This is a genomic window from Shewanella algae (genome assembly GCF_009183365.2).
In the GTDB taxonomy this organism is placed as follows: domain Bacteria; phylum Pseudomonadota; class Gammaproteobacteria; order Enterobacterales; family Shewanellaceae; genus Shewanella; species Shewanella algae.
In genome coordinates this window covers 210,490-229,852 of record NZ_CP068230.1, presented here as the reverse complement: position 1 = coordinate 229,852, position 19,363 = coordinate 210,490, and the positions used below count along the sequence as shown (strand labels likewise).

The window sequence follows — 19,363 nt, the reverse complement described above, 5'->3', positions numbered from 1 at the left end:
CCTGAGTTGTGAAACGGTCGGCTTGTACTGCGGCCGTTTCTGTTTATGATCAGGGGTTATTTCAATCACTCAGGGACCCGGCTATGTCAGATCAGTCAGTAAAACTCACGGAATACAGCCACGGCGCAGGTTGCGGTTGCAAGATTTCTCCCAAAGTCCTCAGTACCATTTTAGCGTCTCAACTGCCGGACTTTAAAGATCCCCGCCTGTTGGTCGGCAACCAGAGCCGGGATGATGCGGCCGTGTATCAGTTGGATGATCACACGGGCATTATCAGCACCACAGACTTCTTTATGCCGATAGTCGATGACCCTTTCACTTTCGGCCGTATCGCAGCCACCAATGCCATCAGCGATATCTATGCCATGGGCGGCAAACCTATTATGGCAATTGCCATTCTGGGCTGGCCGGTGAACAAGCTGTCACCCGAGATTGCCCAGCAGGTAGTGGATGGCGGACGCCAAGCCTGCATGGATGCCGGGATCATGCTGGCCGGAGGCCATAGCATAGACGCGCCTGAGCCTATTTTTGGCCTGGCAGTCACAGGCACAGTGGCGCTGGAGCACCTCAAGCAGAACGATACCGCCAAGGCGGGTGACAAACTCTATCTCACCAAGCCTCTGGGAATTGGCATACTGACCACGGCACAAAAGCAGAAGAAGCTGGCGCCACAGGATGTCAATATCGCCCCCGAAGCCATGTGCCAACTCAATAAGATAGGTGCCGAAGTCGCCAAGATAAGCGCGGTTCACGCCATGACAGATGTGACGGGCTTTGGTCTGGCAGGCCACCTGCTGGAAATGTGTCAGGGTTCCAACCTCAAGGCCAGCATAGATACTGCCAAACTGCCGTTGCTGGAAAAAGCCTCCGAGTATCTGGCTATGGGCTGTATCCCGGGCGGCACCCACAGAAACTTTGACAGCTACGGTGAGCACCTCCCCGAGGTTTCCGAGCAACAAAAGGCCTTACTGTGCGATCCGCAAACCAGCGGTGGCTTACTTATCGCTGTCGGCGCCGAGGGTGAGGCAGAACTGCAGCAACTGCTGACCAGCCAAGGGCTGAAGCTACACTGCATAGGTGCGCTCGACTGCCGCGACGACAGTCAGCAGTGGGTGGAGCTTATATGAGTCGACAGATAATCGCGCCTGCAGAGTACCGGGAGATCTTCCTATCCGATCGTCCCCTGGTCGATCTGCGGGCGCCGGTTGAGTTTGCCAAGGGTGCCTTTCCTGCCAGCACCAACCTGCCACTGATGAACGACAGCGAAAGGCAGAAGGTGGGCACCTGTTATAAAGAGCATGGACAGGCTGCCGCCATAGAGCTCGGCCATTCGCTGGTCAAAGGCAAGATCAAGGCCGCACGTATTCAAGCCTGGCTGGATTTCTTCAGCGCCCACCCTGATGCCAACCTCTACTGTTTTCGGGGTGGTCTGAGATCTCAGCTGACCCAGCAATGGATCCGCGAGGCCGGTCTTGAAGTGCCCTATATTCAGGGCGGCTACAAAGCGATGCGCCAATACCTTATCGATACCATAGATAACACCCCGCAGCAGCAACAGCTGTTGATCCTCAGCGGTATTACCGGCTCAGGCAAGACAGAGTTTATTCTCAGTCGCAGCGAGTCAGTGGATCTGGAGGGCACTGCCAATCACAGAGGGTCGAGCTTTGGCAAGAATGTCACGCCGCAGCCCAGTCAGATCAATTTTGAAAACAGCTTGGCTCGGGAACTGTTGCGGCATCAAGAGAGGCAAGAGTCCTGCCTGCTGCTGGAAGATGAAAGCTTCCTGATTGGCCGCCGCGCCATACCCAAAGTCTTCTTCAGTGCCATGCAACAGGCCCAGGTATTAGTGTTGGAAGAGCCACTGGAGGCCAGACTCCCTCGCCTTCTGGATGAGTATGTGCACAAGATGCAGCGGGGTTTTGAACAGCATTATGGCGCCGAAGAAGGCATGGCGGTGTTCGGCGCCTATCTGCGTCAGAGTGTCGAGGGCATACGTAAGCGCCTTGGGCACCAGCAAACTGATCAACTGTTGCAGTTGGTCGACTCAAGCTTGCAGACCCAGCTGCAGCGCAACACTACAGAGCAACATCTGGAGTGGATCTCACTGCTGCTGGAGAAGTATTACGACCCCATGTATCAGTACCAGCTGGAGAAAAAGGCCGAGCGGATCATCTTCCGCGGTGACCGCCAGGCCATTCATCAGTGGCTGGATGAGAGGCGGTCAAACCGCTCCGAATGAATTCAAAAGCAAGAGAGATTCAATCCGAAGAGCCCGGCAACTGCCGGGCTCTGTCCGTTATCTCCTACCTTCCTCAACAGCAATACCGCTCAGCTGTCGGGTTTGGCCAGCAGATCGGCTACCCGCTGCTGCAGTGAGTGACGGCTCTCCTCCGCGCCGGGTACCTGAGATGCGATATTGACCTTAAGCCTTGACCAGAAACGTCTTGGTCGGGTCGTCAGGGCATGTCCATCTTTGTGGCTAAAGAAAGATCCCCACAAACCTTTGAGCGCCATAGGCACCACAGGCACAGGATCCTTTGCCAGTATCTGTTCGATACCGGGCCGAAACTCATGCAACTCACCATCGGGAGACAACCTGCCCTCAGGGAAAATACACACCAACTCTTCATTGGCCAGCGCCTGGTGGATACGCTCGAAGGCCCGGGTATAGGTATCAATGCACTTTTTCGGTGAGCAGATAGGGATCACCCCGGCATGGCGGAACAGATACTTGAGCAAGGGCATTTCACTTATGCTCTTGTCCATCACAAAGCGCACCGGACGAGTGGATGCTCCCAGCAGCACCAAGGCATCGACGTAGCTGACATGGTTACACACCAGCACGGCGGCCCCCTGCTTGGGAATGTTTTCCCGGCCTTCAACCTTGAGACGATACAACAAATGGCTCAGCAGGTAACTGATAAACCTCAGCGTAAACTCAGGCACCTGGCTATAGACATACAACGCCACCACGGCGTTGAATACCGCCAACAGAGTAAATAACTGATGAATCGATAGGCCGACCAGCTCCAGCAATATTATCGACAATATCGCCGAGCACACCATAAACAGGGCATTGACTATATTATTGGCGGCTATGGCCTGGGCACATTCACCGGGGGCCGAGCGCGACTGAATAAAGGCATACAGAGGCACAATAAACAGGCCGCCACTGACCCCTACCATAAACAGTGCGAACATCAGCCTGAAGTGTTCACTGCGGCCGACAAACTCGGCTATGTCGTAGAGATATCCCGCCGGCAGTTGGCTGTAGTCAGGAATGGCCCACAGCAGATCCAGGCCAAAGAAGGTTAACCCTGCTACCCCGAAAGGCAGCAACCCCAGCTCTACATGGCCAAAGGAGAAGCGTTCGCAGACAAAAGAGCCGACCGCAATACCTATGGAAAACAGCGCCAACAGCAGCGACACCACAGTGGCGTCCGAGTGCAGCGAGCCTCTGGCAAAATTGGGGAACTGGGTCAGGTAGGTGGCACCCAAAAACCAGAACCAGCTGATCGCCAGAATCGCCATCCAGATTGACGGCGTTTGCCGTACCCGCTTGATACTGGCCAAAGTACCGGACAAGGGGGCAAAGCGTACCTTGTCTATCGGCAACGGCGCCGGCAGTGATGGAATCGCCCGGCTGGAGAGGAAACCGGCCAAGGCCAGCATACATACAGTTATCGCCGCCCACATCAGGCCGTTGTCACTGGTTACCAGCAGCCCGGCACTCAGGGTGCCTATCAAAATAGACAGGAAGGTGCCCATTTCCACCCAGGCATTACCGGTGACCAACTCATCCTCTCTAAGCGCCTGCGGCAGCAGCGAGTATTTTACCGGACCAAAGTAGGCCGATTGGGTGCCGGTAAGAAACAGCAGCAGCAACATCAACAGATAGCTTTGCGCCATAATCGCCGCGGCGGCGCAGGACATGATGATAAGCTCCAGCAGCTTTAACCTGCGGATCATCAGCGCCTTGTCCATATTGTCGGCCACCATGCCCGCATGGGCGGAAAACAGAAAGAAAGGCAGGATGAAGATCCCTGCCGCCAGATTAACAAACAGATCGACACTCATCGGCAGGTTATCGACCTGGCTGTAGGTCACCAGCAGCAGCAACACATTCTTGTAGATGTTGTCGTTGAGCGCCCCCAAACATTGAGTGGCGAAATAGGGTAAAAATCGTTTGCTCAGGAACATGCTCCCTCCTCCTGTTGCATTGCCGTCCACCACAAGTGCACCTGAAATGTCAGTAACTGCAACCAAGAAGCCTGACTGAAAAGCTTATCGTCCAGCGCCAGGCCGGTCAGCCCATGGATACTGCTCCAGAAACTGCGACTGGCGAGTGCCAGCTTGGATGAGGACAAGTTTGGCAACAAGTCACCGAGTTGCTGCTCGAGTAAACCTATCAGCTCGGCAATCAACTGTTGTTGCGATTTAGGCAGAGGTTCTTCCGGCCCCAGATGTAAGGCAAACACCAAACGAAATGCCTGTGGTTGGTTATGGGCAAACTCAGCATAGGCCTTACCTAACGCCAACAGCTTCTGCTCACCGGATGTGAATGTTTGTCCGCACACCAACTGCATTTGCTCAAGCAGACGCCCCAAGACCCTGGCGGATACACTCAAGAGCAGATAGTTATAGCTACCAAAGAGGTTGATTAGGGTACTGGGGGCATAGCCCACTTGGGAGGCGATCCGCCTAAGACTCAGGCTGGTATATTCCTCCTGCGTCAACAACTGCTCAACGGCATCCAGTGCCATGAGGCGGATCTCTTGATGACTGTGTTCCTTGCGTCTTGCCATAGTGTCCATTCCTGAGAAGAGATGGCAGCAGACTAACAGCCTTCAAAATAAAAAACAATGTTCACAATATGATATTTTTTAGACACCCGTGCTGAATACCATTAATTAACCTTGGAAAATATCTTCAAAAAAAGCTAACGAAAATCGGGCGATCAGCCTCTGGAGCATAAGAGCCCCAAGCGTATCAGGGTTCCGGCACAAAGGCGCACTGTGCAAAACAGATTCAAAGGTTCGGGAATATGGCTCTATATTAAATCGAAGGGCGTTTTCAACCACGGCCCAGGCGCGTTCACTCAAACCACAAGTGCCAGCGCCTATTGACCCTGCCAGCGCAGCAGTAACCTGTGCTCACCGACGCCGAAATAGTCGGCTTCCAGCCCCAGGTTTTCAAACCCCATGCGGCTGTAGATATGGCGGGCGGGATTATCCGGCGCTACCGTCAGTAGCAGTTCATCGACACCATGGCGGCAGTCTTCCAGGCACGTACTGAGCAAGCTTTTGCCTATCCCTCGGCCCTGTTGTGCAGGAGACACGGCCAGTGACAGCAACCAGTGTCGCCCCGGCTGTTCAGCGCTCACCCGCAGCAGATAACCGGCCAGTTTCCCGTCGATAAAGGCCCCCAGAAAACTTGTGGGCCAGGCATCCAGTGCTTGACGGAAGAAGAAGTCCGGGTAGCAGTGCTCACCGAAGGTTGCCAACTCCAAGGCCAATACGGCATCCAGATCGGCTCTGGATATTGGTCTTATCTGCATCCGATTAATCTCCGGCCAGTATCTTGTCCCACTCGAGGTTAGGGGAGCCGACCACGATAAAGTTGGGATTTTCCAGCGATTCGCGCTCGTTGTAGGTCAAGGGCTGCAGCTCGGTATCCATCAACTGGCCACCGGCTTCTTCTATGATAATCTGCGCCGCACCTGTGTCCCATTCACCCGTGGGGCCCACCCGCACATAGCAATCTGCCCTGCCCTCTGCAACCAGGCAGCTCTTGAGTGCCGCACCGCCGAGCACCACGAGTTCACAATGCTTGGGTTGGTTGAACAGCTTGAGCACAGACTGAGGGTCCTGACGGCGACTGACCGCCAGGCGCAACGAGTTATCCTGCTCTTTCGGCAACTGCTTACTGTGAATTCTCAGCTCTGCCTGGAGGGTACGTTTGTAAGCGCCAAGACCTGCTATGGCGTAGTAACATACTTCAGTCATGGGCACATAAACCACACCCATGATGGGGCGGTTATGCTCAACCAGGGCAATGATGACCGAGAAGTCGCCGCTGCCGGCGATGAACTCTCCGGTGCCATCCAAGGGATCTACCAGCCAGTAGCGGCGCCACTGGCTACGCTCAGAGAGGGGAATATCGGCGGCTTCCTCGGACAAAACCGGGATCTCCGGGGTCAGCGCCTTTAAGCTGCTGCAGATAATCTCATGGGCCGCGATGTCGGCCGAAGTGACAGGGGTGTTGTCTTCCTTGGTTTCCTTGCTGAAACTGCCTTGTTGGTAGATCTGGCGAATTTTCTGTCCCGCTTCCGTTGCAATGACAATAACGTGATCTATCAACTCTTCTGGCTTCATAACTACTCCAAACGCCTTCCATCGGATAAGCAAAAGTCAGTGGCCGGGTGTGGCCAATTTTTTAGGGTGACTCAGTCAGTTTCAGCTGTTTCATCGCCAAAAACAAGGCGCTGACGCTGCGTCCTTCTGAAAAATCATTCATATCCAGCAGTTCTTGCCAACGCTCCAGGGGCCAGGGAACCAGTTCTATCGGTTCAGGCTCATCGCCTTCCAGGCGACTCTCGTAGAGATCTTCGGCCAGGAAAATCTGCATCTTACTGGCGAAATACCCAGGAGCCAGGCTTAACTCTTTCAGTTTAGTCAGTTTGCGGGCGCCATAGCCTATCTCTTCCTGCAATTCACGGTTGGCGGCTTCGGCGGCTGTCTCTCCCGGGTCGATCAGTCCCTTGGGGAATCCCAGCTCATAGTTATGGGTACCCGCGGCATACTCGCTGCCCAGCAGTAACCATTCACCATTGAGAACCGGCACCACCATCACGGCGCCGCGGCTGGCGCCTTTCATCCGTTCGTAGTGGCGTTCCTCTTGATTGGAGAAACGCAGATGTACCTGTTCTATTTGAAACAGACGACTGCGGGCAACAACTTCGGTGTGCAATATTTCCGGCTTCTTCTGCCGCTCTGTCATAGAGGCCTCTGACGCTGACAAACTGAAAATGTGACTCAGGCTACAATGTTATACCAATTTACACGAAATAACAGAGCCGCGGAGTTTGTCTGGGCGGTGGGAATTTTCAGATTAGTTGACTTGGATGCAAGCGCTGGCGGGTTACCGCAGGGGTTTTAAATGGGAAAGCTCAACTGAACAAACGGCAGCCGAGAGAAACCCGGCTGCCAGCCTCTTTAAAGGCCCGGGATCTTGCCGTTGTAATTGATAGGGAAATATCCCTGGGCATCTCGCTTGCCCAGAAATGGCAAAGCTTTTTTTAGATCTTCAGACTGAGCCTGAGTCTCACGAATGCGGGCCTTGACCTCAAGTTGTTCATTAGCCTTGAGCAGCAAGGTGCCAGCCACGCCTATGGCGTTTTTCTCTTCATCAGTCGCCAGTTGCACCTGACCGGCAACACACTGCAGGCCGAGTTCTATGTCTCCCAAAGGATACTGGCCAAACTGATTCCTGATGCCGACCCGGTTGAGAAAGACTTTGCCACTGAGCGCCTCACACCAAGGCTGCCCCTGCGCCAGGGTGTCGAGCAACACTGAGATATCACCGCTTACCTGAGTGCGAAATGGCAGACGACTGCCGGCCATTAAAAACTCGGCCGGAGCTTCAAAACGCAGCTTCTCGGCGCTGATACCGCCGGCAGCCAAGGTGACTTGGCCCTTGGCATTGACGGCACTGGCGCGGCTGCCCAGTTGGAAGTCCAGTTTGGCTCTGCCGGTCAGCAGCGCCCAGGGGCTGAGCTCCCAACTCAGTTGCTCCAACTGACGTTGCTGCAACTTAACCACATCAATACTGCCACTCCAGATGGTGCCGCTGACACCGCCAAGCTGCAAATTGGCCGGCAGGGGGGCCAGCGAAACCGCCAAGCGTGCAGGGAAGAGTGCCAGCATAAACGCCAGGTAGATCAGCACACAGAGTATTATTTTACTAATCAGTTTCAAGACAACACCTTACGACTGAGATAACTGGATTCGTCTGACTTTCACCATGCCAGGGCTATCACCTTCGGCCAGATCCAGGCTATCCAGCGACAAGCCCTGTTTCTGTACCAGATCACCAAGATAGGAGATCAGGCTATCGAAGGGCACTTCATCCATCCAGATCTGGATCTGTTTTCCCTGCGGTGCCATGCGGGTGATCTCCAGGTCATAGCTGGCGGCGCTCTGGGTCACCACTGTGCTGAGACTCCCCTTGAGAGCCGGTCTATTACCGCTCTGTTTAATACCGGCAATCTTATTGGCCGTCTGTTTCACAAAGCTGAGCATCTGGGTCTGAGCATTGAGGCTATTCTGCGCCTTCTGCTCGGCATTGCTTATCGGTGTCCAGATCCCCCAGTAAAGGATACCAACAGCCACTATCACCGCCATGGCAGCGACCAGCTGTTGCTCCCTCTGTGCCAGTGATTCCCACCAGTTACGCAAATTTTCCATTTATTTGCTCCTTAGGGTCAGGGTACTGGTGACCGCATTTTCAGTACTGTTCATCGCCCCGCCCTCGAGACGGAATTTACGCCCGGCCAGCTCTTTAAACTGCTCTATCTGGGCATAGCTCTTGGCCGTCACCTGCATACGAATTTCACTGCGTCCGGCATCAAACCTCAGGCTGTTGGGCTTGAGATCCGGCACTTGTTTGAAGGCACCTTCGAGCCCATCCAGCATGGCAAAGAACTCACCACCCGAACCACTGCCCTGCAGGGTTCTGAGTTGAGATTCCAGCTGCGAGCGCAAGTTAACTATCCGCGAACTGCCGGGAACCACCTGACGATAAATACTTTCGCTCTGGGCCCTCAGTTCATCGGCCTCTGTCTGCATCTGATGGATATTGAGTCCCTTGTTGACCAAACCGAGCAGCAGCGCGACAGCGGCGACGATAGCCACTCGCTTCCATAGCAGCAGGTGCTTGCTGTATTCACGCTTGGGAACATAGGGGCCGGACAGCAGATTGATAGGCGACTTGTGTAGCCCCTTGGCCAACACCAGCATGGGCATCTCCAGTGGCATCTGCCGACACTCAAGCTCTGGCCATTGAAATTCGGTATAGCAGGCCAGACTCGGCGCCGTTTGCTGCTCTTCGAGCAACCCGGGCAGCAAGGGCTGCAGCCAGTCTTTGGGCATACTCATACCCATGCCTTCGCCGGTACGCAACAACAGCTGATCTTCATAGGCCATCAGGGCCCAGTCACAGTCTTCCCGTTCCAGTGCCAGACAATCCGGCACCATTTTACGCACCTTGAGCCCGGCCTCATCCAACCAGGAGAGCCAGTTTTGCATCTGCTCATGAGCAACCACAGCCACACTCAGGCTCTCGCCATCGCGGGGACCAACCACAAAGTGCAGTTCATCAACATTTTGGGCCAGGGTGTCTTCAAGCAGGAAAGGCAACGCCTTTAGAGCCTGGCGTTGCCCCTTCTCCGGCAGATTAACCGAAGTGAGCTGAAGGGCACTGGCCGGCACCAGTACGTCGACCGGGCGATTACCGGCTCGCTGCGCCAGAGTCTCCAGTGACCGCGCATCAGCCAGCTCTCCCGAGGCAATAATCTCCTGTTCCTGCTCAGACCATACGACCCAGGCGCAGGGCGAGCCCAGGTTTTTGCCTAAACGGATAAATAAGCGTTCACTCACTATTATTCTCCACAATCCCTGGCCTTGGTGGCTTAGGGGCTTGTCCTGTTATTCTTGTCCGCCATATTGCCGGGTCAACACTTCGAGCTGATTACCACCCACTATGTGCAGCATGCTCTCCAATCGGAACAGGGCATCATCCACCCTGGCCTTGGCCTCCAGTTTGAAAAACTTACTGTCGACCACGAAACTGGACTTGAGCTGATCATTCTTACTGGCAATAGTGGTCAGCGATCCCAGCGCCCAGAAATCTTCTATCTTGTCGAAGCCCCCCGCAGGGCGCTGGTTAATAATACTTTCGGCCTCGCCTACCGAGATTTGATTTTCCAGCATTCCCGCCAGCAGTGCTGCCTGCTCGACCTTGATGGTGTTGACGTTCAGCAACTGTCGGTCATTTCCCGGTATGGCGCAAACATAGGGCCTTAAAATGCGATAAGTCTCTTGGTTAAAGCCAAAAACGGCCCGTAACTCACTGCTGTGACTCATTAAGGTATTGGCCGCCCGATAAGGGACCACCCTTGCTTCATACTCGGCATCTTCGGCACCGAAGGGCGAGGCTATCGAGTCCTCGTCCAGATAATCTTTCAAGGTATGGGTCAAACGCTCGGCGCCGAACTCATCCATCCCCAAGGATTCCAACAATCCCTTGAACTGTCTGGCGGCCAGCGGCATCTTTTGCGGCTGACCATCTGCCGCCTCTTTGCTGCTGACACTCAAGGCATTGAGGTTAAAACAGCTGCGAAGGTCGGAAATGGTGCCACCAATCTCGCCGTTCTCCGCCGGAAAAACCACATCCGCCATGGCCCAGTATTGTTGCAGATGCACCCGACCTTCCGAGTCATCCAAATCCTGCTTCAATACCTTACGCGCCAATTCTTCGGCCGAAATAGCGTACCAGTAAGCCTGGTCATACTGCGCCAGATTCAAGGTTCTGCGCACCGACAACTGGTTGCGTCCGGTGATACTGGTAGCCAGCACGGCCACAATCGCCACTATCAGCAATACCACTATCAGGGCGACGCCTCTTTGCTTGCCTCCCATCAGAACTCCTCCTTGCCTTGGCCTGAGTTATTGCCGTCCTGGCCGTCGGAGTCCTGCTTGTCGTCGTTCTGATTGCCGTTGTTGTCACCCTTGTTGGTGTCGCCACCATTGTCGTCCTGTTTGTCGGCCGCAGGTGCCCCGACAGGCAACAGGAATTTGCGGGTGATAATGCCTCTGTCCTCTGTCTCTATCTCTATGGCGATCGCCTTGGGCAACTTGCTGGCCTCAACCTTGCGTTGCCACTTGTCCTCGACAAAAAACGCGTATTTGACCGATAACACCTTGTCCATCAATACGGTTTTAATCGGTTCGGCACCAAACTCCGGCTCGGGGTAAGGGTAGTACCAACGCTCGAGCCGCCCCTCCTGCACTACATAGGCCACAGACTGCAGACTGCCTCTTGGCAGCAAGCCACCCGGATTGAGCCACCCCAGGCGAAAAAACACCAGCGCCTCGGACTCAGAGTCCAGAATATCTGTCCCGGTCTGAAACACTGTGCTGCCGCGGCCGCCTTCCAACAGCCTGGGAGTACGGGCAACCATCTGCCCCAGATCCCGCTCCAACACCCCAAAGCCCTGCTGCAGGTACTTGAGCTGTTTTGAAAAGTCGCGGGTGACCTCGTCATTTTTCAGCACAGTTTGCAATACGGCGTTAGCCGCCAGGCCCAGCATGGCGAAGATCGCTATGGCGATCAGCATCTCCAGCAGGGTAAAACCGCTATTCCTGCTTGAGTACATACGAATTCACCTGAGCGATGATCCGCCCGAATCTGTCATCATCACTGACACTGATACGGATCATCCGAAAATTATCATCTGTGGTCTTGACCACTTCTTTGCGCCAATACCAGGTTTGGCCGGCCAGTTCGCTGCGACCATCTTTACGCCCAAGGGCCGGAAAACCCTTTTCCAACCTGGCATCTACCATCTGGTTATCTGCTACCCACTGCGCCAGGGTGCGTTCCTCCAGTATCGGCATATTGGCAATCTGATCGCCTATGCTTTTGGTAATAGCCACGGCCGCAATGGCAAACACCGCCAAGGCGACTATGACTTCCAGCAGCGTCATCCCCTTTTGCCGGGCAGGTTTATTCAAAATCATCGAACCTCCCCAGTTTGAGGCGACCCAGACTATCACCGCTGACCAGTACCTCTACGGTTTCGCCTTGGCTATCGCGGGCGATAAAACTCAGCTCGAAAGCGGTCATTTCGCCACTTGGCAACAGCATGATCTGCGGCTCGGGAAACTTCTTTTTGTCCGCGTCCGATTCCTCAATAAAGGGCTCGTCGAACCAGGAGTCCTGCTCTTCATCTTCCTGCACCAAAGGCAGGCCTTCGAGCTCGACCGACAGGCTGATGCCTTCCGGCAACTGCTTTTCGGCCAGCAGTCTGTCCTGTTCCAGCGGTTGCCATTTGTTCTCTTTAAACAGCACGAAGTGGTACTTGTCCTTGTCCACCACTATGCCGATAAACTGACCACTGAGCACAGTTTCATCCAGCACTGTCTCGGTGGCCGCCATAAACCTCTGCGCCTCACGGGTTAACTGCTGCTTGGGGCCACTATTACCCATGGTCATGGTCACAGCCGTAGCTGCCAGCCCCATCAGCAGCACCACCAACATCACTTCCAGCAGGGTAAAACCCCGTGAGTGCCTGATTTGCATTTTATTGGAAGTCTTGCAGATTCCAGTTGCCTATGTCGTCTTCTGTGCCGGGTTGGCCGTCAGGGCCTGAGCTGAAGACGTCGATCTTGCCGTGTTCACCCGGGCTCATCAGCAGATAAGGGTTGCCCCAGGGATCCATAGGCAAGCGCTTAACGTAACCGCCGTCACGATAGTTGCGTGGCTCAGGAGAAATATTGGGCTTCTCGACCAGAGCTTCCAGCCCCTGTTCGGTTGTGGGGTACACACTGTTGTCCAGCTTGTACATATCCAGCTGGTTTTCCAGTGCGACTATGTCAGACACCGCCTTTTGCTGGTCGGCCTTGTCCTTGTTACCCATCAGATTGGGCACCACCATGGAGGCCAGGATCCCCAGGATCACTATCACCACCATCACTTCCAGCAGGGTAAAACCTTTCTGTCTGTTGTTGCTTTGCATTAACTTACTTCCTCCTAAAAAACCTCAAATGGCTGCGGTGAAATGAGACTCAGCCACTAATCATATTGTTGAGCGCCAATATCGGTTGCAAAATCGCCAGAACAATAAACAACACTATCCCGGCCATACTCACCACCAACAGGGGTTCAAACACCCCCAAGGCGATATTGACGTTGGACTCGAACTCCCTGTCCTGGTTATCTGCGGCGCGCTCGAGCATCTGCTCCAGCTCACCACTCTTCTCGCCCGAGGCTATCATATACAACATCATGGGCGGGAACAGCTTGGTATTAGTCAGTGCCGCCCCCAGACTGGTTCCCTCACGCACTCTGGCCGTGGCCTCTTCCACCGCCTGACGCACCCGCACATTCAGCAAGACCTCACTGGCAATCCGCATGCCATCGAGCAGCGGCACTGAACTGGCACTGAGGATACTCAAGGTTCGGGCAAAGCGTGACGTATTCAGGCCCTTGCTGACCTTGCCAACCACAGGCAAACGCAGCAACAGCTTGTGATACTTGAGTTTGAAGGCGGGCTTGGTGAGCATCTTCTGAAACAGCAGTGCCAGCAAGACTATGGCGCCCAGGACGAACAGCCCGTAGTGTTGAACAAAGTCAGAAGCGGCGATCAAAAACTGGGTAGTACCGGGTAACTCCTGGCCCATATGTTCAAATTGGCCAACCACCTTGGGCACCACGGCCGCCAGCAGCACGGCGATAACACCGATAGCCACTGTGGTCAGCACTATGGGGTAAATCATCGCCTGGGTCAGCTTGGTCTTGAGTTGCTGGCGCCGCTCCGTGTAGTCCGCCAGGCGATTGAGTACGATTTCCAGATGACCGGACTTTTCGCCCGAGGCCACCATGGCGCGGTAGAGATCATCAAATACATGGGGAAACTCGGCCATGGAGTCGGCCAGAGAATAGCCTTCCACCACTCGCGAGCGCACCGCCATCACCATGGAGGCGAGACGGTCTTTTTCGCACTGTTGGCCTACGGCCTTGAGGGCCTCTTCCACCGGTAAACCGGCGGCGACCAGAGTCGCTATCTGGCGGGTGATCAGCGCCAATTCGGCCACGGAGATCTTCTTGCGCCGGTTCAACCAGCTGCCACTGCTGGCCTTGGCTTCCTTTTCGGTAACCGGGGCGATATCCAACGGCATCAGCTTCTGCTCACGCAGCTGACTGCGGGCCTGTCTGGCGGTATCGGCTTCGATAACCCCTTTGACCTGCTTCCCGGCTTGATTGAGCGCCTTGTACTCGAATGCCGCCATGAATTACTCCTCGCGGGTCACGCGCAGCACTTCTTCCAGGGTAGTGATCCCCGCCAGCACCTTGACCATGCCGTCATGGCGAATGCTGGGGCTGTGCTGACGAATATATTTTTCAATCGCCAGTTCGCCACGGCCGCCGTGAATGAGTTCGCGGACGTTGTCGTCCACCAGCAGCAGTTCATGGATCCCGGTACGGCCACGATAACCGTTATGGCCGCAGCTCTTGCAACCCTTGGCGCGATAGATCACCGCTTCTTCATCGCCTATACCCAGGAGTTCACGTTCGCGGGCATCCGGGGCGTGGGCCTCCTTACACTCGTTGCATAGAGTCCGCACCAGGCGCTGGGCCAGCACTCCCAGCAGACTGGAAGACACCAGGAAAGGCTCAACGCCCATGTCCTGCAAACGGGTAATGGCGCCGGAAGCCGTGTTGGTGTGCAAGGTAGAGATCACCAGGTGACCAGTGAGAGAGGCTTGCACCGCAATCTGGGCTGTTTCCAGGTCACGGATTTCCCCTATCATCACCACATCAGGATCCTGACGCAGAATGGCCCGCAAGCCGCGGGCAAAGGTCATGTCCACCTTGGTGTTGACCTGGGTCTGGCCTATGCCTTCCAGTTCGTATTCTATCGGGTCTTCAACTGTGAGTATGTTGATGTCGTTGTGATTGATCTCGGTTAGACCGGCATAGAGGGTAGTACTCTTGCCCGAACCCGTAGGGCCGGTGACCAGAATAATGCCGTGAGGTTTACGGATCAGCTCATCAAACTGACGGCGGATGCTGTCTTTCATCCCCAGTTGTGCCAAGTCCAGATTACCGGCGTTCTTGTCCAGCAGACGCAGCACGACCCGCTCGCCGTGGCTCGACGGCATGGTCGATACCCGCACATCCACGGCGCGGCCACCGATACGCAGCGAGATCCGGCCGTCCTGCGGCACCCGCTTCTCGGCGATATCCAAACGGGCCATTACCTTGATCCGCGATACCAGGAGTGAGGAAAGCTTACGGTTCGGCTTGAGCACTTCCTTGAGCACACCATCGACCCGGAAACGCACCACCAGCTGCTTCTCGTAGGTTTCAATATGAATATCCGAAGCCTCTTCTTTGATGGCTTCAGACAATAAGGCGTTGATCAGCTTGATGATAGGTGCATCATCTTCCCCTTCCAGCAGATCTTCGGTCTGCGGCATCTCTTCTGCCAGGGTAAAGAGATCCATCTCATTGCCTATGTCTTCCATCAGCTGCTGCGCCTCGGAAGAGTTACTCTGATAGGCCTGGGTCAGGTAGCGCTCAAACTCATTGGCTTCCAGCTTGTGCAGCGGTAACTCCTGACCGGCATAACGACGCACCTCAAACAGCACAGACAAAGGCGTTGCCTGAGTGTAATACAGAGTCAGCCGTTCATCTTGATCTTTGCTGAGCACCAAGTTGTATCTGTGGGCAAAGGCAAACGGCAGCCGCTCACGGCTGTTTGAATGAAACAGTTCGTCACTCTCTGCCTCGGCGACCAGCGCCAGCTCACTGGAAACCTGAGCCAGCTCTTCTGTTGGCGGCTGGACTTCACTCATCGGCTTCGCCCTGTTTGTTCTCATCCAATGTCTTCAGGGTGGAGTCCGTCTTGCGCATCTTGGTATCCAGCCCCTTACCTTGCTTATAGCGCTCGAGGATCTCATTGACCTCGGGTGGCAGATACTCTTCCTGGCTCCATTCTTCCAACATAGGCACATTGGTGTTTGGCATCAGGTTAATGCCGCGCTTCTGCTGCTCGAGCTGCAAGGCACGGAAGTAGTTATACTTACGGCCGGCAATGCCTTCCATGGTGACACCGTCACGGATAATGGTCGGCTTGATAAACACCATCAGGTTCTTTTTCTTCTTGCCGCTGCTGGACGATTTGAACAAGTGTCCCAAAATTGGAATATCACCCAGGAAAGGCACTTTCTGTACGCTCTCCTGCACCTCTTCATTGATCAGTCCACCCAGCACCACGATTTGGCCCGAGTCGGCCATCACAGTAGTAGTCAGGCGACGGGTGGCAAAGGTCACGTCCACATTGGTCTTGCCGTTGATACCGGAGACTTCCTGCTCAATGGTGAGCTTGACCGCGTTGCCTTCGTTGATCTGTGGCACCACCTTGAGCTTGACCCCGACTTCCTTACGCTCAACGGTTTGGAACGGGTTACTGTTGCCATTGGTCGAGTTTTGCGCACCTGTGAGGATAGGCACTTCGTCACCGACAATGAAGGAGGCTTCCTGGTTATCCAGGGTGGTAATAGAAGGCGTCGCCAACACGTTGGAGTTGGTATCGCTGGACACAGCCTGCACCAGAGCGCCAAAGTCGCCCATGGTCACGCCCCAGGCCATGCCGTTCACCTTACCGAGCGCCTGAGCCAACAGAGTAATATCACCCTTGGTGTCAGGGTTTTGGGTACAGGTCAGGTTGTCACCCGAACCGGTACAGGTCTGGGAAGCCTTCTGATCCTGCGCCGCCCAGATACCCGCACCAATTTCACCTATGGTGGGGCCAAGGTTATTGAACTGAGTACCGCCACCGGCCTCGGTGGCCCACTGAATGCCGAAGCCCACGTCATCCCCTTCAGCTACCTCGACTATGATGGCTTCCACCAGCACCTGGGCGCGGCGGATATCCAACTGGTTGATCACACTCTCCAGGGTGCGCATCTGATCCGGCTCGGCGCTGATCACCAAAGCATTGGTGTCTTCATGGGCCATGATATTGATTTCGTTGCGGCGTTTGCCACCGGCGCTGCCGGGGGCTGGTGCGGCACCATCTTTACCTTCCAGTTTTTGGGCAAAACCCGTCAGGACTTCCACCAGGTCTTCGGCCTTGGCATAACGCAAGTAGCGAACCTTGGTGTTACCCGTGCTGGCCTGCTCGGCGTCGAGACGATGAATAAGCTCCACCACCCGCTGACGGCTGCGTTCATCGCCACTGACCACCACGGCGTTGATACGCTCGTCGGCCACCACTTTGGGCGCCTGGCCCGGCAGTTGTGCCTGGTTGGCACTGGCGCGATAGAGGGTATCTATGATACGAACCATTTCACCGGCAGAGGCGTATTCCAAAGGCACCACCTGCACTTCGGTGTCACCCTGTTTGTCCACCCGACGTACAATCTCCACTAGCTTGTTGACCACATTGGCGCGGCCGGTGATCATCAAAACGTTGGAAGGATCATAGTTGACCACGTTGCCGCCACCGGCGTTGTCATTGAGCTGACGCAGCAAAGGCGCCAGCTGTTTGGCTTCTGTGTTGTACAGCGCCACAATGCGGGTCACCATCTCATCGCCAAGTCCCGGGGTATTGTCATCGGCAACCCGAATGGAAGAGGTCTTGGCGTCTTTGTCTTTAATTACCTTGATGACATTGTTTTCCAGCTCGACCACGGCATAACCGTAGACCTGCAACACGTTGAGGAAGAACTGGTAATACTGCTCATCGTTGAGCATGTCATAGCTGCGGACATTGATTTTGCCGCGAATAGTAGGATCGACAATGATGGTCTTATTGAGGTTCTTACCAACTATGTTGATAAACTCCTGAATATCAGTGCCTTTAAAGTTCGCCGCATATTGCTCAGACCAAGCGCTTTGTTGGGTCAGCAAGGCCGCTGTGGCTACCAGACCAGCGATAAGCTTGGTTCGAATCCGTTTGTTGTTCATTATTGTACTTTCCCCTAAACCTGCTTTATTGCGGCAAACTGAACATGATTTCAACCAACTGACCTTCACGCTCTACCATCACAGAGACCTCGGTCAGATCCGGCAGCTGGCCCATCACCTCCAGCGCCTGGCTCATATCAGTTAAATCATAACCATTGATGGATTTTGCCAGGTCATTGGGCTGGAACCCGGCATCCTTGAATAATCCGGCATCTTTACCCGGGTTGAGTCTGTACCCTTGTACTTCACCATCCTTTTGTACCGGAGAGATCGCCAGGTAATCGGTAATCTTGCTGGGATCGGCCAGCAACTCATCGCGGGAGGCCACCAACTCGCGGCCGATGTCGGCATCACGGCGGTCAACCTTGGTCACATCACCACCGCTGCGGGCCTGTTGCAGCTGGGCGTTGGCTTGTGACTGAGTGGTATATTGCAGACCGTCGAGCATCAGAGTCTCGTAGCGGCCGGCATTGGTAATAATGATGCGGTCGGCATACACCTCTTTCAGCGATGCCGAGGTACCCTTGATCTTGTCGCCCAGGCTGTAGGTTTCCTGACTGCCTTGAGACTCAATAATAGCCAGGCCTTTCTGCTCGGCACTGGATGCCACCACCCCGGTCAACAAAATCGACAGTGAAGTTTTTGGAGCATCTGTGATCATTTCGGCGGCTGGCTCAGACTTGGGCTTGGTGCTGCTGGCATCTTTCTTGCCGAATAGTGCCAAGCCGTTGATAGTGCCAATATCGACATTCTGGGATTGGGTGCCAGAAACCGGGGTTGGTGTCCAGTTGGCTGTCGGTTTGCCTGTTGGGATCAGCTTCCAGCTGATCTGTGCCATCAAATACAGAACCAACAGCATCAGTAGCCAAAACACGGCAGAGCTGGCGGGTTTTTGCGGTATGCTGCCCGTCTTGGCGATAATCTTATCCAATAAATCCATATTTTCCGGACCCTCTAATCAGGTCTCTGTTCTGATTATGATAGTGACTGAACCCTTCGCCATGCTAACCCACACTCTTGTTTGCAACAAGACCATAACAGGGAGTAGATTGGCGAAAATTGTACGATTATGCTACCTTTGCGCGCCTGGAAAGGGTGTGAAGCGCTCCACTGTTTAACCCCGTATCGACGGCTTGGACAAGGGATTTATCCCCGAGTTGTGAGCTCATCCCCTTTTTCATTTATGACAGGAGTATCCATGGCCCATAGCAATGACAACGCCGAGGCGGTCCGGCTCGATAAATGGCTCTGGGCAGCGCGTTTTTACAAGACCCGCGCCCTGGCCAAAGAGATGATCAACGGCGGTAAAGTACATTACAACGGCCAAAGGACCAAATCCAGCAAACTGGCAGAAGTCGGTGCGCGCATTAGGTTACGCCAGGGATATGACGAAAAAGAGATCGTCATAAAAAAAGTTTCCGGTGTCCGTCAGGGGGCGGTTATCGCCCAGAGCCTGTACGAAGAAACACCGCAGAGCATACAAAAGCGGGAAAGTAATGCAGAAGCCAGAAGGCTCAACATACTGCATAATCCGGCGCCCGATACCAAGCCGGACAAGAAACAGCGGCGGCAAATCATCCGCTTCCGCGAGACCTGAATTAACAGTGAG

General features: G+C 54.7%; 20 protein-coding genes. 3 read left to right on the top strand and 17 right to left on the bottom strand.

Annotation, left to right across the window (positions count from 1 at the left end; translation table 11 throughout):
• Positions 1 to 83 precede the first annotated feature (83 nt).
• Positions 84 to 1,127 carry a selenide, water dikinase SelD gene (gene selD, locus E1N14_RS01050; RefSeq protein WP_062793498.1) on the top strand — a complete coding sequence of 348 codons (1,044 nt, stop codon included), beginning with the start codon at positions 84 to 86 and terminating at the stop codon, positions 1,125 to 1,127.
• Positions 1,124 to 2,239: a tRNA 2-selenouridine(34) synthase MnmH gene (gene mnmH, locus E1N14_RS01045; RefSeq protein WP_025010657.1), complete on the top strand. Its 1,116-nt coding sequence runs from the start codon at positions 1,124 to 1,126 to the stop codon at positions 2,237 to 2,239. The genes selD and mnmH overlap by 4 nt, the downstream gene beginning before the upstream one ends.
• A gap of 89 nt (positions 2,240 to 2,328) precedes the next feature.
• Here the strand turns inward: mnmH and E1N14_RS01040 are convergent, their stop codons facing one another.
• The 17 genes from E1N14_RS01040 to gspC form a co-directional block, all read right to left on the bottom strand.
• Positions 2,329 to 4,200 carry an MFS transporter gene (locus E1N14_RS01040; protein ID WP_025010656.1) on the bottom strand — a complete coding sequence of 624 codons (1,872 nt, stop codon included), beginning with the start codon at positions 4,198 to 4,200 and terminating at the stop codon, positions 2,329 to 2,331.
• Positions 4,191 to 4,805, bottom strand: a complete 615-nt coding sequence (locus tag E1N14_RS01035) for a TetR/AcrR family transcriptional regulator (protein ID WP_025010655.1) — start codon at positions 4,803 to 4,805, stop codon at positions 4,191 to 4,193. The genes E1N14_RS01040 and E1N14_RS01035 overlap by 10 nt, the downstream gene beginning before the upstream one ends.
• Positions 4,806 to 5,119: 314 nt before the next feature.
• Positions 5,120 to 5,557 (bottom strand): GNAT family N-acetyltransferase, encoded by a 438-nt coding sequence (locus tag E1N14_RS01030; RefSeq protein ID WP_025010654.1) that lies wholly within the window; start codon positions 5,555 to 5,557, stop codon positions 5,120 to 5,122.
• A gap of 4 nt (positions 5,558 to 5,561) precedes the next feature.
• On the bottom strand, positions 5,562 to 6,374 hold the full coding sequence (gene cysQ, locus E1N14_RS01025) for a 3'(2'),5'-bisphosphate nucleotidase CysQ (RefSeq protein ID WP_025010653.1): 813 nt from the start codon (positions 6,372 to 6,374) through the stop codon (positions 5,562 to 5,564).
• A gap of 61 nt (positions 6,375 to 6,435) precedes the next feature.
• Entirely contained in the window at positions 6,436 to 6,999 is a 564-nt protein-coding gene (gene nudE, locus E1N14_RS01020; protein ID WP_025010652.1) for an ADP compounds hydrolase NudE, read from the bottom strand.
• Between the two features lie 215 nt (positions 7,000 to 7,214).
• Positions 7,215 to 7,976: a type II secretion system protein N gene (locus tag E1N14_RS01015; RefSeq protein WP_054745113.1), complete on the bottom strand. Its 762-nt coding sequence runs from the start codon at positions 7,974 to 7,976 to the stop codon at positions 7,215 to 7,217.
• 9 nt (positions 7,977 to 7,985) lie between these two features.
• A complete protein-coding gene (locus E1N14_RS01010; RefSeq protein ID WP_025010651.1) occupies positions 7,986 to 8,465 on the bottom strand; it encodes a type II secretion system protein M in 480 nt (159 codons plus the stop codon).
• The gene (gspL, locus tag E1N14_RS01005; RefSeq protein ID WP_025010650.1) at positions 8,466 to 9,656 is read right to left on the bottom strand and encodes a type II secretion system protein GspL; all 1,191 of its coding nucleotides are present in this window, start codon (positions 9,654 to 9,656) and stop codon (positions 8,466 to 8,468) included. It abuts the gene before it with no gap.
• A gap of 48 nt (positions 9,657 to 9,704) precedes the next feature.
• On the bottom strand, positions 9,705 to 10,697 hold the full coding sequence (gspK, locus tag E1N14_RS01000) for a type II secretion system minor pseudopilin GspK (RefSeq protein ID WP_044733375.1): 993 nt from the start codon (positions 10,695 to 10,697) through the stop codon (positions 9,705 to 9,707).
• Entirely contained in the window at positions 10,697 to 11,434 is a 738-nt protein-coding gene (gene gspJ / locus E1N14_RS00995; protein WP_025889490.1) for a type II secretion system minor pseudopilin GspJ, read from the bottom strand. The genes gspK and gspJ overlap by 1 nt, the downstream gene beginning before the upstream one ends.
• Positions 11,415 to 11,798: a type II secretion system minor pseudopilin GspI gene (gspI, locus tag E1N14_RS00990; RefSeq protein WP_037467875.1), complete on the bottom strand. Its 384-nt coding sequence runs from the start codon at positions 11,796 to 11,798 to the stop codon at positions 11,415 to 11,417. Before gspI ends, gspJ begins: the two co-directional genes overlap by 20 nt.
• Entirely contained in the window at positions 11,785 to 12,360 is a 576-nt protein-coding gene (gspH, locus tag E1N14_RS00985; RefSeq protein WP_025010648.1) for a type II secretion system minor pseudopilin GspH, read from the bottom strand. The genes gspI and gspH overlap by 14 nt, the downstream gene beginning before the upstream one ends.
• 1 nt (position 12,361) lies before the next feature.
• On the bottom strand, positions 12,362 to 12,796 hold the full coding sequence (gene gspG, locus E1N14_RS00980) for a type II secretion system major pseudopilin GspG (protein WP_025010647.1): 435 nt from the start codon (positions 12,794 to 12,796) through the stop codon (positions 12,362 to 12,364).
• Between the two features lie 49 nt (positions 12,797 to 12,845).
• Entirely contained in the window at positions 12,846 to 14,069 is a 1,224-nt protein-coding gene (gene gspF / locus E1N14_RS00975) for a type II secretion system inner membrane protein GspF (protein WP_025010646.1), read from the bottom strand.
• A 3-nt stretch (positions 14,070 to 14,072) separates the two neighbouring features.
• On the bottom strand, positions 14,073 to 15,638 hold the full coding sequence (gene gspE, locus E1N14_RS00970; RefSeq protein WP_025889487.1) for a type II secretion system ATPase GspE: 1,566 nt from the start codon (positions 15,636 to 15,638) through the stop codon (positions 14,073 to 14,075).
• On the bottom strand, positions 15,631 to 17,754 hold the full coding sequence (gspD, locus tag E1N14_RS00965) for a type II secretion system secretin GspD (protein ID WP_025010645.1): 2,124 nt from the start codon (positions 17,752 to 17,754) through the stop codon (positions 15,631 to 15,633). The genes gspE and gspD overlap by 8 nt, the downstream gene beginning before the upstream one ends.
• A 25-nt stretch (positions 17,755 to 17,779) precedes the next feature.
• Entirely contained in the window at positions 17,780 to 18,694 is a 915-nt protein-coding gene (gspC, locus tag E1N14_RS00960) for a type II secretion system protein GspC (protein ID WP_025010644.1), read from the bottom strand.
• A 258-nt stretch (positions 18,695 to 18,952) separates the two neighbouring features.
• On the opposite strand from gspC, the gene hslR reads away from it, so the two are divergent.
• Positions 18,953 to 19,351 (top strand): ribosome-associated heat shock protein Hsp15, encoded by a 399-nt coding sequence (hslR, locus tag E1N14_RS00955; RefSeq protein ID WP_025010643.1) that lies wholly within the window; start codon positions 18,953 to 18,955, stop codon positions 19,349 to 19,351.
• Positions 19,352 to 19,363: the final 12 nt, after the last annotated feature.

Bases quoted from the DNA above. Each gene is read 5' to 3' on its own strand.
- selD (WP_062793498.1), top strand. From the start codon at position 84: ATGTCAGATCAGTCAGTAAAACTCACGGAATACAGCCACGGCGCAGGT.
- mnmH (WP_025010657.1), top strand. From the start codon at position 1,124: ATGAGTCGACAGATAATCGCGCCTGCAGAGTACCGGGAGATCTTCCTA.
- E1N14_RS01040 (WP_025010656.1), bottom strand. From the start codon at position 4,200: ATGTTCCTGAGCAAACGATTTTTACCCTATTTCGCCACTCAATGTTTG.
- E1N14_RS01035 (WP_025010655.1), bottom strand. From the start codon at position 4,805: ATGGCAAGACGCAAGGAACACAGTCATCAAGAGATCCGCCTCATGGCA.
- E1N14_RS01030 (WP_025010654.1), bottom strand. From the start codon at position 5,557: ATGCAGATAAGACCAATATCCAGAGCCGATCTGGATGCCGTATTGGCC.
- cysQ (WP_025010653.1), bottom strand. From the start codon at position 6,374: ATGAAGCCAGAAGAGTTGATAGATCACGTTATTGTCATTGCAACGGAA.
- nudE (WP_025010652.1), bottom strand. From the start codon at position 6,999: ATGACAGAGCGGCAGAAGAAGCCGGAAATATTGCACACCGAAGTTGTT.
- E1N14_RS01010 (WP_025010651.1), bottom strand. From the start codon at position 8,465: ATGGAAAATTTGCGTAACTGGTGGGAATCACTGGCACAGAGGGAGCAA.
- gspK (WP_044733375.1), bottom strand. From the start codon at position 10,697: ATGGGAGGCAAGCAAAGAGGCGTCGCCCTGATAGTGGTATTGCTGATA.
- gspJ (WP_025889490.1), bottom strand. From the start codon at position 11,434: ATGTACTCAAGCAGGAATAGCGGTTTTACCCTGCTGGAGATGCTGATC.
- gspI (WP_037467875.1), bottom strand. From the start codon at position 11,798: ATGATTTTGAATAAACCTGCCCGGCAAAAGGGGATGACGCTGCTGGAA.
- gspH (WP_025010648.1), bottom strand. From the start codon at position 12,360: ATGCAAATCAGGCACTCACGGGGTTTTACCCTGCTGGAAGTGATGTTG.
- gspG (WP_025010647.1), bottom strand. From the start codon at position 12,796: ATGCAAAGCAACAACAGACAGAAAGGTTTTACCCTGCTGGAAGTGATG.
- gspF (WP_025010646.1), bottom strand. From the start codon at position 14,069: ATGGCGGCATTCGAGTACAAGGCGCTCAATCAAGCCGGGAAGCAGGTC.
- gspE (WP_025889487.1), bottom strand. From the start codon at position 15,638: ATGAGTGAAGTCCAGCCGCCAACAGAAGAGCTGGCTCAGGTTTCCAGT.
- gspD (WP_025010645.1), bottom strand. From the start codon at position 17,754: ATGAACAACAAACGGATTCGAACCAAGCTTATCGCTGGTCTGGTAGCC.
- gspC (WP_025010644.1), bottom strand. From the start codon at position 18,694: ATGGATTTATTGGATAAGATTATCGCCAAGACGGGCAGCATACCGCAA.
- hslR (WP_025010643.1), top strand. From the start codon at position 18,953: ATGGCCCATAGCAATGACAACGCCGAGGCGGTCCGGCTCGATAAATGG.